A 15,338-nucleotide genomic window follows, 5' to 3' on the forward strand; every position below is an offset into this window, starting at 1 on the left:
TCTTGCTGCTTATTAAATTCATTAAAAAGAATTTTAGTTAGTGAACCGTCTGAAATAGTTTTCAGGCGGTTTTTTTATTTTATTTTCTATTTTGATAAATAGGAACTTTCAATCCAACATGAACATCTATAGCATTTGTGTATCCAAAAAGACCATTAAAAATAGAACCAGAACCAACTGTTAATGGACCAGTTCTAAATCCAAAGCCAGATAAAAGTCCAGAATCTTGAACAACAGAGAATGGCAAATAAACACTAAACCACTTAGATTCATAACGAGGTGTTAAACTAACCGTATTTTTTATATAATTAGAATTTGGCTTAGTTGCTTTATTCATATTCAAATCGGTATTGAAATTTAAATAATATTTGCTATAAACATTCCAATCTGCATTAGCATGTAAAGCAGTAGGTAAAGAAACTGTAAACGATTTATTTTCACTAACTCTAGTAAAATAAGTATCTAAATCATCATTAATTGCATATTCAGCATCCGAAAAAGTTACACTATCAGCTTGATACACAACCTTTTCACCATCATTAAACTTTATAGAACCTATATCTGTAACAGAAAAGCCGAATTTTAATAAATATTTATTGACTCCTTTACTACCATCTGAATTAGACTCATTTGTTCGTAATTCATATGTTAGACCAATGTCAGTACCAAATCCACTACCACTATTTTCAATAGGTGAATCAAAATTATTCAAACTTTGTAAATTTCCAGTTTCAATTTGTCCATTTATTGTAGTAGTACTTGTCAAAGGAACACCTGTGTAATCATAATCTACAGTTAAATTTCTACCCTTAGCATATCCAGAATATATGCCTCCCAAATATTTAACCGAAATACCACCTTTTAAAAAATGTCTGTCATTATTCATTAAAATCGTAGCATAAGAAGCCCCTATTTCAAACCATGAGTTTGATGCTATACTAAAATTTTGATTGTTAACATTATAACTTTGATTCACATCATTTTGTAGATCTTCTAAATATATTCCATCAATCTCAGTTATATGTCCAATACCTCTAACTCTTGTGAATAAAGCTATTGCATTATTATCGTTAATATTCATTTGAAATGAAGGTCCTAAAACATCTGCATTCACATAAAAACTATTATTACCTGAAGGAGTCTTTCTTGCATAATCTTCAAAATTTGATGGATCATTAAGAACATCACTTAACTTCACAGAATAGTAGTCAGAATTTGCAAAACCACTTCCAGAAACAATATTAACATCCGTTTTAAATCTCGAATCAACAATATTAGCTGGATTATTTAAAACACTATAGATTCCTGCATAATTGTCATATTGGCTACCAAAAAAAGATTGTGATTGTGTCGATAAACTTAAAATACACATCGCTAATAAAAATACATTTTTAGACATAAGTTTATAGATTTAAAATTAAAAAAGGCTATAAAACAAGTCTATAGCCTTTCAAAAATAATGTTTTTATTTTAAAATACTTCTGTTTCTTTCAATTTTTCTGTATTAGCAACTAATTGAAGTTCTTCTACAATTTTTTGAATATCTCCATTCATAATATTACCCAAATCATATAAAGTTAAACCAATTCTATGATCAGTAACACGACCTTGTGCATAATTATATGTTCTAATTTTTGCAGAACGATCTCCACTACTTACTTGTGATGTTCTTTTCGTTGCATCTTCAGCTTCTTTTTTTGCTAACTCCATTTCATACAAACGAGAACGAAGTACATTCAATGCTTTATCCTTATTTTTATGTTGCGATTTTTGATCCTGACATTGAGCTACTAATCCAGTTGGAATGTGTGTTAAACGTACTGCCGATTTTGTTGTATTTACTGATTGACCACCTGGACCTGATGAACAAAAGAAATCTACTCTAACATCATTCATATCAATTTGAACATCAAACTCTTCAGCTTCAGGTAAAACCATAACAGTAGCTGCTGAAGTGTGAACACGACCTTGAGTTTCTGTTTGAGGTACACGTTGCACACGGTGTACACCTGCTTCATATTTTAGTGTACCGTAAACATCTTCACCAGTAACCTCAAAAATAACCTCTTTAAATCCTCCAGATGTACCTTCATTCATATCTACAACAGAAGTTCTCCAATTACGAGATTCACAATATTTGGTATACATTCTATATAAATCACCCGCAAAAATTGAAGCTTCATCACCACCAGTTCCTGCACGAATTTCAACCATTACATTTTTTGCATCCTCAGGATCTTTAGGAATTAACATAAATTTAATTTCCTCTTCTAACTGAGGCAAACGCTCTTTAGCTTCTTCTAATTGCATTTTTGCCATTTCAACCATCTCAGCATCTGAACCATCTGCGATAATTTCATTCGCTTCTTTAATATTACCATCAAGAATAAGGTATTCTTCTCTCTTCTCAACTAAGGCCTTAAGATCCTTATATTCTTTATTTAATTGTACATAACGTTTCTGATCAGCAATAACATCCGGTTGTATTATTAAATCGGATATTTCATCAAAACGTTGTTTTACATATTGCAATCTATCTAACATAGTATTCTCTTATTTTGGAGTGCAAAGTTAATAAAAAAATCAATCCGTTATTACACATTACAATTGTCTTTTTTTATTCTGATAATTAATCACTTATGATTTTTATTTAAAATAAGTCTAAATTAAATTTGTCAATTAAATTTCACGTATTACTTTTGCGCGATTATTTTAATTAAATCTAAATAAGTTATGAAGAAAGTAATATATACTATTGGATTATGCCTTATATCTTGTTTTTCATATTCTCAAGATAGTTTTGAAACTGATATTACAATAGATAATGATACTGTAAAACCAAAAAAGTATATTCTTAAAGAAGTTGTAGTGAATGGAAATCCACAAAATAATACTCCTAGCGTAAGCAAATCAACTATTAAAGAAATGGATTTACCGCAAGCTACAAGTGTAATAACTTCTAAAACTATTTCAAACCAACAAGCAAATTCACTTACTGACTTATTAAAAAATGCCAATGGAGTTTATATTATGGGAACAGCAGGTGGTTATCAAGAAGAAATTGCTTCAAGAGGTTTTTCTTTACGTAGCGATAATACTTTTAAAAATGGAATGCGTTATTACAACGGAATGATGATTGAAACTTCTGGTTTAGAGAAAGTAGAATTTTTAAAAGGAAGTGCTGCTATGCTTTATGGTAATGTGGCTCCAGGTGGAATATTAAATTTAGTAACTAAAAAACCTAAATTCAATTTTGGTGGTGAAGTTGGATTTAACATTGGTAGTTTCAATACCTATAAACCTACTTTTGACTTATATAATAGCATTGGTAAAAATAAAAAAGTAGCCTTTAGAATTAATGGAAGTTACGAAAAAGCTGAAAGCTTTAGAAATTATGTTGAATCAGAAAAATACTACATTAATCCATCCTTATTATTTAAACTTTCCCAAAAAACAGAATTGCTAATAGAAGCTGATTACATTAATGATAGTAGAACACCCGATTTTGGAGCTGGAGTCATTAATTACAAAGTTGTTGATCTTCCAAGAAATCGCTTTTTAGGAGTAACTTGGGGGAAATATGACGCTGAACAACTATCTAATACAATTACAATAACTCATAAAATTAATGACAACTGGAATATTAATTTTATAAATGGTATTCGTTATTATGAAACAGAACTATTCTCCAATGCTCGTCCAAATACAGGTGGATTAATTGCAGACAATGGTGATTGGAATAGAAATGTTCAAAAAGCTGACACAAAAGATAATTATTTTACACAGCAATCTAATTTGAACGGATTATTTAGCATTGGTAAAACCAAACATAATTTCTTATTTGGTGCTGATGTTGAAAATTATAAAACTTATTCTACTAGATATAATAATGAAGGGTATGATACAATAAACATTTTTGAAGAGTACGATCCAACGAATGAAGGAACAATACCAACAATTACAAAAAATAGATTAACAACAACGCCTATAAGTCGCTTTGGAATTTACATACAAGATTTAGTAAGTTTAACAGAAAAATGGAAGGTTTTAGCTGGTGTAAGATATAGCTATCAAGACACTGAAAACAATGTTCTTACATATACTAATGGCACCACTACAACTACAAATAATTATGACGATGCCTTTTCTCCAAGATTTGGTTTGATATTTCAACCAACAAAAAATAATACAATTTTTGCTACTTATTCTAATTCTTTTGATGTGAATACAGGTGCTGATATTAATAATGATCCTTTAAAACCATCGATAATAGATCAATATGAAGTTGGTATTAAAAACAAGTTGTTCCATGAAAAAATACAAGCAAACATTACTTTCTACCAAATAAATAATGACAATTTAGCACAAACTTCTTTACTTGATCCAAATTTTAGAGAACTAGCAGGTTCAATTAGAAGTGAAGGAATTGAAATAGATATTACAGCGAAACCAATAAAGGGATTACAAATTATTGCAGGATATAGTTTTAACGAAACTAAATATGTAAAAAGCAACACTTATATAGAAGGAAGTTTATTGAGATACAATCCAAAAAACACTGCTAATCTTAGCTTTAATTATGAATTTGAAGAGGGAAAATTAAAAGGATTGAATTTAGGAATAATAAATACTTACTTTGGTGAACGCTTTGCTGGAAGATCAACACAAATTAGAGTTGCAAATGATAACAGACAATTAATATATTTGCCTGATTTTTTTCAAGTGGATGCTACTTTAGGTTATAATTACAAAAAGATTACTTTGAAAGCAAAATTGAGTAATCTTTTTAATGAACTAAGCTATAATGCCCATGATGATAATAGTTTAAACCCAATAGCACCAAGAAATTATTCCATTGCATTAAATTATGCATTTTAAAATTAAATAACACATAATGAAACAAGTAACTCTTAGAAACTTACATCGAGATTTAGGCTATTTTTACGTAGGCTTGATTATTTCTTTTGCCTTTTCAGGAATTATGATGAATCACAGAAGTCATTGGCACCCTGAAAAATTCACCTTAGAAGCTAAAAATATAAAAGTAGTATTACCTACAAATGAAAAAGATATTGACGATACCTATGCTGAAAACTTAGCAAAAGAATTGAATATTGATGACAAAATAAGACGACACAATATACGAAAAGGAACATTTAAAATGCAATTCGAAAATACGGAAGTAGAAATTGATTTAAAAACTGGAAAAGGTGAAATTATTTCTTTCATTAAGACTCCAATAGTTAGTCAAGCTATGTTTTTACACAAGAACACTTCTAATTGGTGGATTTATTTCTCAGATATTTTTGGAATATCATTAATTATTATTGCCGTTACTGGTGCAATGATGATAAAGCATGGTAAACATACTTTTAAAAGAAGAGGCTGGAAATTAGCTTTAATTGGACTACTCTTCCCTATTCTTTTTTTAATATTCTCTTAAAAAATTATCAACTCCCCAAATATCGACTTATTTTTTTTGGGGAGTTTTCTTACCACCACCACTGATTCTTTTCTCAGAAAAACATAAATAAATAGAAATCAATTTGTTATATTTTTTATTTTAAATAAGTCTAAATAAATTTTGAAATTCTATTTTTCAATATTATTTTTGCTTTATTATTTTAATTAAATCTAAATAAATGAAAAAATATTATATTGCATTAACTAGTTTTTTCTTTGCATCTAATGCCATTGGACAACAAAATGAACAAAAAGAGAAAGACTCTATTAAAACTTTAAATGAGATAACGGTAACTAGTAATTATAAATATGCTCGTGAAAAAAGTAATACTGTTTCTAAAATGCCTTTAAAAAACATTGAAAATCCACAAGTTTATACTGTAGTAACGAATGAACTATTAAAAGAACAAGTAGTTACCAATCTGAACGATGCTTTAAAAAATGCAACCGGTATTACACGTCTTTGGGAATCTACAGGACGCAATGGTGACGGTGCTGAATATTATTCCATGAGAGGTTTTTCTGTACAGCCTTCTATGGTAAATGGATTACCGGCATTAACAAATGGAAACATTGATCCTATAAATATAGATAATATAGAAGTTATAAAGGGTCCTTCTGGTACTCTATTTGGTAGTAGCGTGATTTCTTATGGTGGTTTAATCAATCTGGTAACTAAGAAACCAAATAAAAATTTTAGAGGTGAATTAAGCTATAATTCTGGCACTTATGGAATGGATAGAATTACAGCTGACATTAACATTCCTGTAAAAGAAAATTTAGCGGTAAGAGTCAATAGTGCCTATCAAAATACAGATTCATTTCAAGATGCTGGATATTCAAATTCTTTTTTTATAGCTCCATCCATACGATTTGAAGCTAATGAAAAATTAACTTTCTTAATCAATACCGAAATATATAATTCAACTTCTGCAAATGCTCCAATGCTATTTTTAAGTCGCTATTCTCCTCTATCTTTTAGTGATATGGAGCTTTTTGATAGAAATTATAAAAAATCTTTTACATCTAACGATTTAACGGTAAACAATCAATCTTTTAATATGCAAGCTCAAGCTTTGTATAAACTCTCCAATACTTGGACTTCTCAAACTGTACTATCAAGAAGTACTACTAAAACAAATGGTTATTATCAATATTTATGGGATTTAGCAGATGGAAATAACTTTTCACGTAATATCGCTTTTGTAAATGGAGTAAATTATACAACAGACATTCAACAAAACTTCATTGGAGATTTTAAAATTGGTAGTTTAAGAAATCGTTTAATCGTTGGTTTAGATTATTATGATACAACTATTAAAAATGGTGGTTCTGGTTGGGTTACAAATGGAATAGTTTCTTTGGTAGAAGGAACAGATACTGGAGATTTAACTCAAGCTGGTACAGACGATCTTTTAATAGGAACATATTCTGGAAATACTGAGGCAAGTCAAAAGATATTTAGTGCTTATTTTTCAGATGTTTTAAATATAACGGATCGATTATCTGTTATGGCTAGCTTACGTTTTGATAATTTTGGTGAAAAAACCTCAAGTGATGGTGATGATGAAGCCAAAGATCAAATAGCATTTTCTCCAAAATTTGGTGTGGTGTACCAAATTATTGAAAATAAGATTTCTGTATTTGGTAACTATATGAATGGTTTTAAAAATATTACTCCTCAAAGCATTTATGACACTCAAGGGAATCTTGTGGAAATTAAGAAATTTGATCCAGAGCATGCAAATCAATATGAGTTTGGAATAAAAACGAATTTATACAAAGATATTATCTCTGCCACTGTTAGTTATTATAACATTAATGTAAAAAACAAGGTTACAACAAATCCTAATAACCCCAATGACGTCATTCAAGGTGGTGAAGTAGAAAGCAAAGGTATTGAAGTTAGCTTTACTGCCACTCCAACAAAAGGGTTAAGTATTATAGCTGGTTTCAGTAACAATAAAAGTGAAGTAACAAAAGATTATTTTCCAAACAATGGATATTTAGGTTTACGTCCTGAAGAAGCAGGTCCAGAAACTTTAATTAATTTTTGGGCTAATTATAAGATTTCAAATGGAAGTTTAAAAGGTTTTGGAATTGGTTTTGGAGGTAACTATGCCAGTGAATACAAAACACTTAATCGATCAAATATTGGAACTTTTGAATTACCAAGCTATACTATTTTAAACAGTGCTTTATCCTATGATGCTAACAAATTCAATGTTACATTAAAATTAAATAACGCATTAAATGAAAAATACTATTCGGGTTGGTCAACTATTACACCTCAACAATTAAGAAGTGTAATTGCAGGATTAACCTATAAATTTTAGTTAGTTGAATTAGTATTAAAAAACTCCTCATTTCGATGGGGAGTTTATCATTAGAAAAAAGAACAAAATGACGATTAAAAAAGCCATTCTAAAAATACATCTTTGGTTAGGACTAGCTACTGGAATAATTGTTTTTATAGTTGCTATAACAGGCTGTTTATATGCTTTTCAAGAAGAAATTCAAAATGTAACGGAAACTTATCGATTTGTTGAAAAACAAGATAAACCTTTTCTTTTACCTTCTAAAATTGAAACGATAGCTAAAAATGAATTACCGAACAAGCACTTACACGCTATTCAATATAGAAAACCGAATCAATCTGTAGAAGCCATTTTTTATAGCAATGACCCATTATATTATGACATTTGTTATATTAATCCCTATACTGGAAAAGTACAACGAACAGTTAATGAATTCTCTGGTTTCTTTCGTTTTATTTTAGATGGCCATTTCTACCTTTGGTTACCTCACGAGATAGGACAAACCATAATTGCCTCTTCTACACTACTCTTTGTGTTTATTTTAATAAGTGGTTTTATTTTATGGTATCCAAAAAATAAAAAAGCTGCTAAACAACGATTTTGGTTTAGGTGGAAAGAAACAACAAAATGGAAACGCAAAAACTATGACTTACATAATATAACTGGTTTTTATGTATTAAGTATTGCTTTAATATTTGCCATTACAGGATTGGTTTGGGGCTTTCCTTGGTTTGCTTATTGTTATTATACGGTAATAGGAGGTGAAAAATCTTTAGTTTATGAAGAACCTACTTCATTTAAAATTAAAAACAATGATTTAGTAATTAATCCTTTAGATAAAGTATGGCTACAAATGCAAAAAGAATATCCAAATGCAAATGCTATTGAAGTACATCCTGTTGAAACGGATAGTTCTACAATTGCTGCTAATGCCAATATAGGAAATGGAACATATTGGAAAACAGATTATCGCTATTTTGATCAATATACTTTAGAAGAAAAGAATGTAGAACATATCTATGGAAAATTAAATAATGCAACTACCTCAGATAAAATAATACGAATGAATTATGATATTCATACAGGTGCTATTATTGGTTTACCAGGAAAGATACTTGCTTTTTTAATTAGTCTTTTAATTGCTAGTTTACCTATAAGTGGCTTTTTGATTTGGTGGGGAAAGACTTTTAAATCACAAAAATGAAAAGGTTAATTCTAAGAAATATACATCTTCACTTAGGTTATTTTTTCGTTGGATTACTAATTGCTTTTGCTTTATCTGGTATTATAATGAATCATAGAAACCAATGGCATCCAGAAAAGTTTGAAATCCTCACAGAAGATATTCAAGTACAATTACCCAATGAAGATAAAATTTCAAAGTATTATATTAAAGAATTAACAAGATCACTACAAATATTTGAGACATTAAAACGGTACAACATTTATAAAGAAAAATTAAAAATACAATTTGAAAATACTGAAATTGAAATAGATACAAAAACAGGGAAAGGTGAAATCCTTTTTTTTTATTAAAACACCTATAGTCAATCAAACAATTTTTTTGCACAAAAACCCTTCTAGTTGGTGGATTTACTTTTCCGATATTTTTGGAATTTCTTTACTTTTCATTGCTGTTACAGGTATAATGATGATAAAAGACGAAAAGAAAACTTTTAAAAGAAGAGGTTGGAAACTAGCTATTACAGGATTACTCTTTCCAATTTTATTTTTATTATTTTTAAATATATGAAATTCTTTTATTTACTATTTTCTTTCAATATAGTAATTCATTTTAAATATTGGTTTATTACACAACTTATAAGTTATTTTATCAATAATTAAAGACATGCTATACTAAACAAATTTATTAGAAACAGTATCACAAAAAGGCAACATTTTACTAATATTAAATCCTCTTTTTCAAAAGAGGATTTGTCGTTTTTAAAACATAAAAATTAACTAAAAAACAAATCACTTTAAATTTTATGCAAAATAAAAAAAAATACTTAAACAATTATATAAAACAAAGAAACAAAAATACATTTTTTCTTAAAAAACTAAACATTTATCAATTAAAACTAATATTAGTGACAAATATCACATAAAAATAGTGATTTTTATCAATATAATATACAATTATAGTATTCTATTTTTGTAAAAAAACAGATGTATACCTCAATTCTAATTAATAACAATGTCATATTAATTCATTCACTTTTAAAGACTAAAAGAATACTCATCAAAGATGTTAAATCATTAAAAGTGAATGAAGCGATTACATTTCAATATTTTAAAAACGTTATTTTATTCTTATACATTTTTTCTTTGATTTCAACAATACTTCTATTCAATATTTATTTAAACGAATTTGTATGTTTCATATCAATTTGCATATTATTGATTCTATTATTTTACATAACCAAATATGATTATATGAATTTGTTAATTAGAGATACCAATTCAGAATATAAAATCTTTATTAGTAAAAAAAAGATGGGAGATTTAGACAAACTTATAACAAAACTTGAAGTATTAAATTATAACAAAATCATGAATCAATGAATTTGAACAACCCTGCGTATCTATTTATTGTTGCAATAGTGTATGGCTTTATTGTTACAAAAAAATATTATAAAAAATGAACCCAATTTTAAGTAAAGAAATTTTAAGCAAACATTTAAAAACTTCTATTAACCTATCAGATAGTGAATTAAATTATATCTTTTCTCACTTTAAAATTAAAAAATACAAAAAACATCAATTTCTCTTTCAAGAAGGAGACTTTATTGAATTTGATTATTTCATATTGAATGGAATTGTAAAATCATACATGACAGATTCTTATGGAAAAGAACATATAATAAATTTAGCTTATGAATATCTCTGGATTAGCGATTATCTTGCTTTATTTGGCAATAAAAGAACTAATCAATGTGCTTGCTGTATTGAAGAGACTAATGTTTTATCAATATCCTTAAATGATAAAGATAAGTTATGCAATGAAATTCCTAGTATTCGAAAATATTTTCGAGAAAAAAATCGAAAAGCTATAATTAGTTACCATAATCGAATAACTTCTATGTTAACATTAAGCATCGATGAAAAACACGAATGGTTTAAAAATGAGTTTTCAAAAATTCTAAATAAAGTACCTAAATCATTAATCGCATCTTATATAGGTGTATCAAGAGAAACATTAAGCAGAACAAAAGAAAAAAAATATAATCGAAAATGGTCTAAAAATCATTTATTACATGAAAAAATATCAATACAGTAAACAAATTTCTATTGCTCTTTAAATACTTCCCATGAAAGTTTTAAAAATTTACATCACTAATGAGAGTGATAAATTAATTGCTTTTTTAGTTGATCGAGAAATTATAGATGACCTTTATATCACTTTTGATCTAACAAAAGTTTTAGAAAATTACACTAATTTTAATATCAATTATGAAGAACTAATTAATCTTGAAACAACCAAACAGTTTTTTTATAAAAATGAAGTTTTAATTTTAAGTATAAAACTAGATGATGATAATCATGTCCAATTTCTCATTGAAAAAAATATTTCATTACAACATTTAAAAAAAGTTCCTGAAAATGTTATTCCAAAACAATTTAAAAAAATAATTTCCAATGCTATAAAAACTACTTATTTACAAACTGTTCTCTATTAAAATATACTAATAAATAATAACTTTTAAAACAGAGTTTGATTCTTCTAAAATCAAACTCTGTTTCATTAACATAGATCCTGATTTTATTCTAAAGTTAAAACTTCATAAATTTCAATAACAATAATGCTATTTTTGTATTTTAAAAATTACTTCACATTTTATTGATTTAAAACATTTAATAAGAAGATGAAGCATTATAAATAGAAAGGAATGAAAAAAACAATACTGGCATTTTTCAAAATTGCACTTCTTCTTTATATTGTATTATGTGGAATATTATATTTTTTTCAAGAGAAAGTTATTTTTTTACCTATAAAACTAGCTAAGAATTTCCAATTCCAATTTGATCAAAATTTTGAAGAACGTAATTTTAAAACTTCAGACAATACATTATTAAACGGATTATTATTTAAGGCAGAAAATTCAAAAGGATTAATCTTCTATTTACACGGAAATGCAGGTAATTTGAGTTCATGGGGTTTTGTTGCTAAAACGTATACTGATTTAAATTATGACGTTTTAATGTTAGATTATCGAGGTTATGGAAAAAGTGAAGGAAAAATAACCAGTCAAAACCAATTATTTAATGATGTTCAAACTGTTTATAATACCATTAAAAAAGAATACAGTGAAGATAAAATTATAGTCCTTGGGTATTCTATAGGAACGGGAATGGCTTCAAAATTAGCTTCTAACAACCATCCAAAATTATTAATTTTACAAGCTCCTTATTACAGTTTAACCGATTTAATGAAACGTACTATTCCATTTGTTCCAAGTTTTATTTTAAAATATAAATTAGAAAACAATCGCTACTTGAAAGACTGTAAAATGCCAGTCATTCTTTTTCATGGTGAAGAAGACCAAGTCATTTATCCTGAATCTTCTTTAAAGTTAAAAGAAGCCTGCAAATGTGTAGAGAAAGTTATTTTATTAGACAAACTAGGCCATAATGGAATGACTGATGATCTAAACTATAAAAGGGAGATAAAAAAGATACTACAATGAATGAAGAATACATCAAAAGAATAAATGCTGTTTTTGAATACATTGATGCCAATTTAGATAGTGAATTAGCATTGGAAACACTTTCTCAAATCGCTTTTTACTCTCCTTTCCATTTCCATCGCATTTTTAAAATGATTACCAATGAAACGCTAAATAATTACATTGGTCGTAAAAGAATTGAAAAAGCAGCAGCATTACTATTACATAAAAAAGATATTGCCATTTCTGATTTGGTTACCCAATTAGGTTTTACAAGTAGTTCTACCTTTACGAGAGCATTTAAAAAATATTACGGACAAAGTCCAACCGCTTTTCGAAAATCAAATCCACATAAATTTAGCAAGATTAGTCAATTGAATAGCAAGAATGGTCAAATAGAAACCAATTATGACACCTACATTTGCAACATAATCAATCTAAAAAAATGGACTACTATGCACGCAAACATCGCAATTAAAGAAATGCCAAAACAAGATTTGGCTTATGTAACACATATAGGTGTTGAAGGATTAGAAACTGCTTTTTACAAAATAATAAAATGGGCAACACCTAGAAATATTCTTGAAAACCCTACTTCCAAAATCATACGTGTTTTTCATGATAGTTTTAAAATAACACCTCCAGAAAAAGTAAGAATGAGCATTGGAATTACTTTAAATCAACCTATTGCAGTAGAAGGTGAAATTGGATTAACCCAAATAGAAAAAGGAAAATTCATAGTAGGTCGTTACGAAATAGAACCTGTAGATTTCGAAAAAGCGTGGACGGGTCTTTTTATTTGGATGAATGAAAATGGCTATACAAAAGCAGCCGCTAACCCCTTTGAAATCTATCATAATAACTTTACAGAACATCCTGAAAAAAAATGTATTGTGGATTTGTGTATCCCTATTTAACAGTTTTAGTTTCTTTAGGCATATAATTTAATAGTATTTAATTCCTCTTTTAGCTTCCATTTTGACAATAAAGTTACATGTACTGCTTATTTTATTGTTCTTTTTGCCTATTATATGGTGCTTATTGCCTATTTAATTGCTCTTTTTTACAATTGAATAGCTTCAATAGTCATTTGGTAAACCTTTTTTTAAATAAAACAATCCAAAAGAGTCTTTTTAAAAAAGTGTTTATTTCTTAATTCCTAGATTTTTAGTATCTTTAAACTACAAATAAACAGCTTATGGAAACTACAAAACGATTTACTGCAGCTATACATAAATTATACAATGCCTTTCACAACAATACTCTAAATCCTTTATGTTGTAACCAATGCGCGGTGGGAAACATACTCGATAATAAAGATTTTTGGAAACATTTATCAAATTATAACGGTTCATTGCAATTGAACTATGTTGGTTTAGTCAACCAAAATTTAGGAAAACGTTTTAATGGCTACACACCTATTGAACTTTTACAAATAGAAATGGTATTTCTAAAAGCCTGTGAGTTTCAATTGCCTTTGCATCGTAGCAATTCGTCCAAAAAAATAATAACAAAAGATATTTTGTTTAAAGGACTAGAAGCCGTTGTATCCAAACTTTGTGAATTAGACCGTATTCCAAATGTAATGGATTGTTCGGTGTTGTTTGAATATGAAACTACTTATTCAAATAAGGAAACTTCACTTCTAATGCATACAGTATAACTTCTTTATTGGTTTACCAAAAATAAAGATCTATAATCTCTAATTGTTAAATCATTGGAGATTTTTTATATTTACTCTATAGAAAAATTTACCAAAACAATAATAAAGAGAAAGTTATGACTAATATTTCAAAACAGCGCCTTTTATCGCTGGACACGCTAAGAGGTTTTGATATGTTTTGGATTATTGGTGGTGACATCCTTTTTAAAGCACTTGGCCAACAAACAAATTGGTCATGGGCAGATGCTTTAGCACGTAATATGGATCATGCAACATGGGAAGGGTTTTATGGTTTTGATCTTATTTTTCCTCTTTTTATGTTTATCTCAGGCGTTGCCATTCCTTATGCGTTGTTTAGCCAACTTGAGAAAGGAGTAACTACAAAAGCATTATATCCTAAAATTTTAAAAAGAGCTTGTATCCTTATCATTTTAGGAATGGTGTATAATGGTGGTTTGAATTTCGATTTTGAGAATCTAAGAATAGCTAGTGTTTTAGGACAAATAGGACTTGCCTACCTTATAGCAGCCCTCATAGCAATACACTTTAGAAAATGTAATGCAATTGTATTTTGGATTATTGGAATACTAATAGGATATGCTATTTTACAATTAGTGGTACCCGTTCCAGAATATGGAGCAGGAATACTAACACCAGAAGGAAGCATTAATAGCTATATAGATCGCATGCTACTTCCAGGAAAACTTTACGGAACAGTATTTGACCCAGAAGGCTTACTTTGTATCGTTTCTGCAGCTGCAATTACACTTATGGGAACTTTAGCTGGATTAATACTTCGTTCAGATCATTTCACTCCTTATAAAAAGGTATTGCTCTTTGTTATTACTGGTTTAGGATTAATAATCATAGCTTTAGTATTAAACAATTGGTATCCCATAATTAAATCGATATGGACCTCCACTTTTAACCTTTTAACGGGTGGAATTAGTTTTGTTTTATTAGCTATTTTCTATCTAATAATTGATGTTTGGAACTACCAAAAATGGACCTTCTTCTTTCGAGTTATTGGCCTCAATTCGATTGCCATATACATGGCTGTGGCTATGGTTCATTTTCAAGCCACTTCTGATTTTTTGTTCAGTGGTTTTGCTTCATTTTTTGGCGATTTTAAACTGGTAATACTAGCTTTAGGTCTTATCATTATAGAATGGCTTTTCTTGTATTTCCTTTACAAAAAGAATATTTTTATTAAAATTTAATGCTAAA

General features: G+C 28.3%; 14 protein-coding genes. 12 read left to right on the forward strand and 2 right to left on the reverse strand.

Going from position 1 to position 15,338, the window contains the following annotated elements:
- Positions 1-79: 79 nt before the first annotated feature.
- Both FIA58_RS14600 and prfA read right to left on the reverse strand, forming a co-directional pair.
- Positions 80-1,399, reverse strand: coding sequence for a DUF5723 family protein (locus FIA58_RS14600; RefSeq protein ID WP_140963224.1), 1,320 nt, complete (start codon positions 1,397-1,399; stop codon positions 80-82).
- A gap of 71 nt (positions 1,400-1,470) precedes the next feature.
- A complete protein-coding gene (gene prfA / locus FIA58_RS14605; RefSeq protein ID WP_140963225.1) occupies positions 1,471-2,544 on the reverse strand; it encodes a peptide chain release factor 1 in 1,074 nt (357 codons plus the stop codon).
- 189 nt (positions 2,545-2,733) lie between these two features.
- Here prfA and FIA58_RS14610 point away from each other — a divergent pair, with 189 nt between their 5' ends.
- The 12 genes from FIA58_RS14610 to FIA58_RS14660 all read left to right on the forward strand — a co-directional run bounded on the left by FIA58_RS14610 (position 2,734) and on the right by FIA58_RS14660 (position 15,331).
- Entirely contained in the window at positions 2,734-4,878 is a 2,145-nt protein-coding gene (locus tag FIA58_RS14610; protein ID WP_140963226.1) for a TonB-dependent siderophore receptor, read from the forward strand.
- A 16-nt stretch (positions 4,879-4,894) separates the two neighbouring features.
- Entirely contained in the window at positions 4,895-5,443 is a 549-nt protein-coding gene (locus FIA58_RS14615) for a PepSY-associated TM helix domain-containing protein (RefSeq protein WP_140963227.1), read from the forward strand.
- 199 nt (positions 5,444-5,642) lie between these two features.
- Positions 5,643-7,799, forward strand: a complete 2,157-nt coding sequence (locus tag FIA58_RS14620; protein WP_140963228.1) for a TonB-dependent siderophore receptor — start codon at positions 5,643-5,645, stop codon at positions 7,797-7,799.
- A gap of 67 nt (positions 7,800-7,866) precedes the next feature.
- Positions 7,867-8,985 (forward strand): PepSY-associated TM helix domain-containing protein, encoded by a 1,119-nt coding sequence (locus tag FIA58_RS14625; protein ID WP_140963229.1) that lies wholly within the window; start codon positions 7,867-7,869, stop codon positions 8,983-8,985.
- Positions 8,982-9,317 (forward strand): hypothetical protein, encoded by a 336-nt coding sequence (locus FIA58_RS21485; protein WP_243754681.1) that lies wholly within the window; start codon positions 8,982-8,984, stop codon positions 9,315-9,317. Before FIA58_RS14625 ends, FIA58_RS21485 begins: the two co-directional genes overlap by 4 nt.
- Before the next feature lie 28 nt (positions 9,318-9,345).
- Entirely contained in the window at positions 9,346-9,534 is a 189-nt protein-coding gene (locus tag FIA58_RS21490) for a PepSY-associated TM helix domain-containing protein (RefSeq protein ID WP_243754682.1), read from the forward strand.
- Positions 9,535-10,422: 888 nt separating this feature from the next.
- Positions 10,423-11,061 carry a Crp/Fnr family transcriptional regulator gene (locus tag FIA58_RS14635; RefSeq protein ID WP_140963230.1) on the forward strand — a complete coding sequence of 213 codons (639 nt, stop codon included), beginning with the start codon at positions 10,423-10,425 and terminating at the stop codon, positions 11,059-11,061.
- A 31-nt stretch (positions 11,062-11,092) separates the two neighbouring features.
- Positions 11,093-11,461 (forward strand): hypothetical protein, encoded by a 369-nt coding sequence (locus tag FIA58_RS14640; protein WP_140963231.1) that lies wholly within the window; start codon positions 11,093-11,095, stop codon positions 11,459-11,461.
- A 210-nt stretch (positions 11,462-11,671) separates the two neighbouring features.
- Entirely contained in the window at positions 11,672-12,469 is a 798-nt protein-coding gene (locus tag FIA58_RS14645) for an alpha/beta hydrolase (protein ID WP_140963232.1), read from the forward strand.
- Entirely contained in the window at positions 12,466-13,365 is a 900-nt protein-coding gene (locus FIA58_RS14650; RefSeq protein ID WP_140963233.1) for an AraC family transcriptional regulator, read from the forward strand. The genes FIA58_RS14645 and FIA58_RS14650 overlap by 4 nt, the downstream gene beginning before the upstream one ends.
- A 281-nt stretch (positions 13,366-13,646) precedes the next feature.
- Complete coding sequence (locus tag FIA58_RS14655) at positions 13,647-14,111, forward strand: Na(+)-translocating NADH-quinone reductase subunit F (RefSeq protein WP_140963234.1); 465 nt, start codon at positions 13,647-13,649, stop codon at positions 14,109-14,111.
- 116 nt (positions 14,112-14,227) lie between these two features.
- Complete coding sequence (locus FIA58_RS14660) at positions 14,228-15,331, forward strand: acyltransferase family protein (protein ID WP_140963235.1); 1,104 nt, start codon at positions 14,228-14,230, stop codon at positions 15,329-15,331.
- Positions 15,332-15,338 lie beyond the last annotated feature (7 nt).

It is taken from the genome of Flavobacterium jejuense (assembly GCF_006491595.2).
GTDB lineage: Bacteria > Bacteroidota > Bacteroidia > Flavobacteriales > Flavobacteriaceae > Flavobacterium > Flavobacterium jejuense.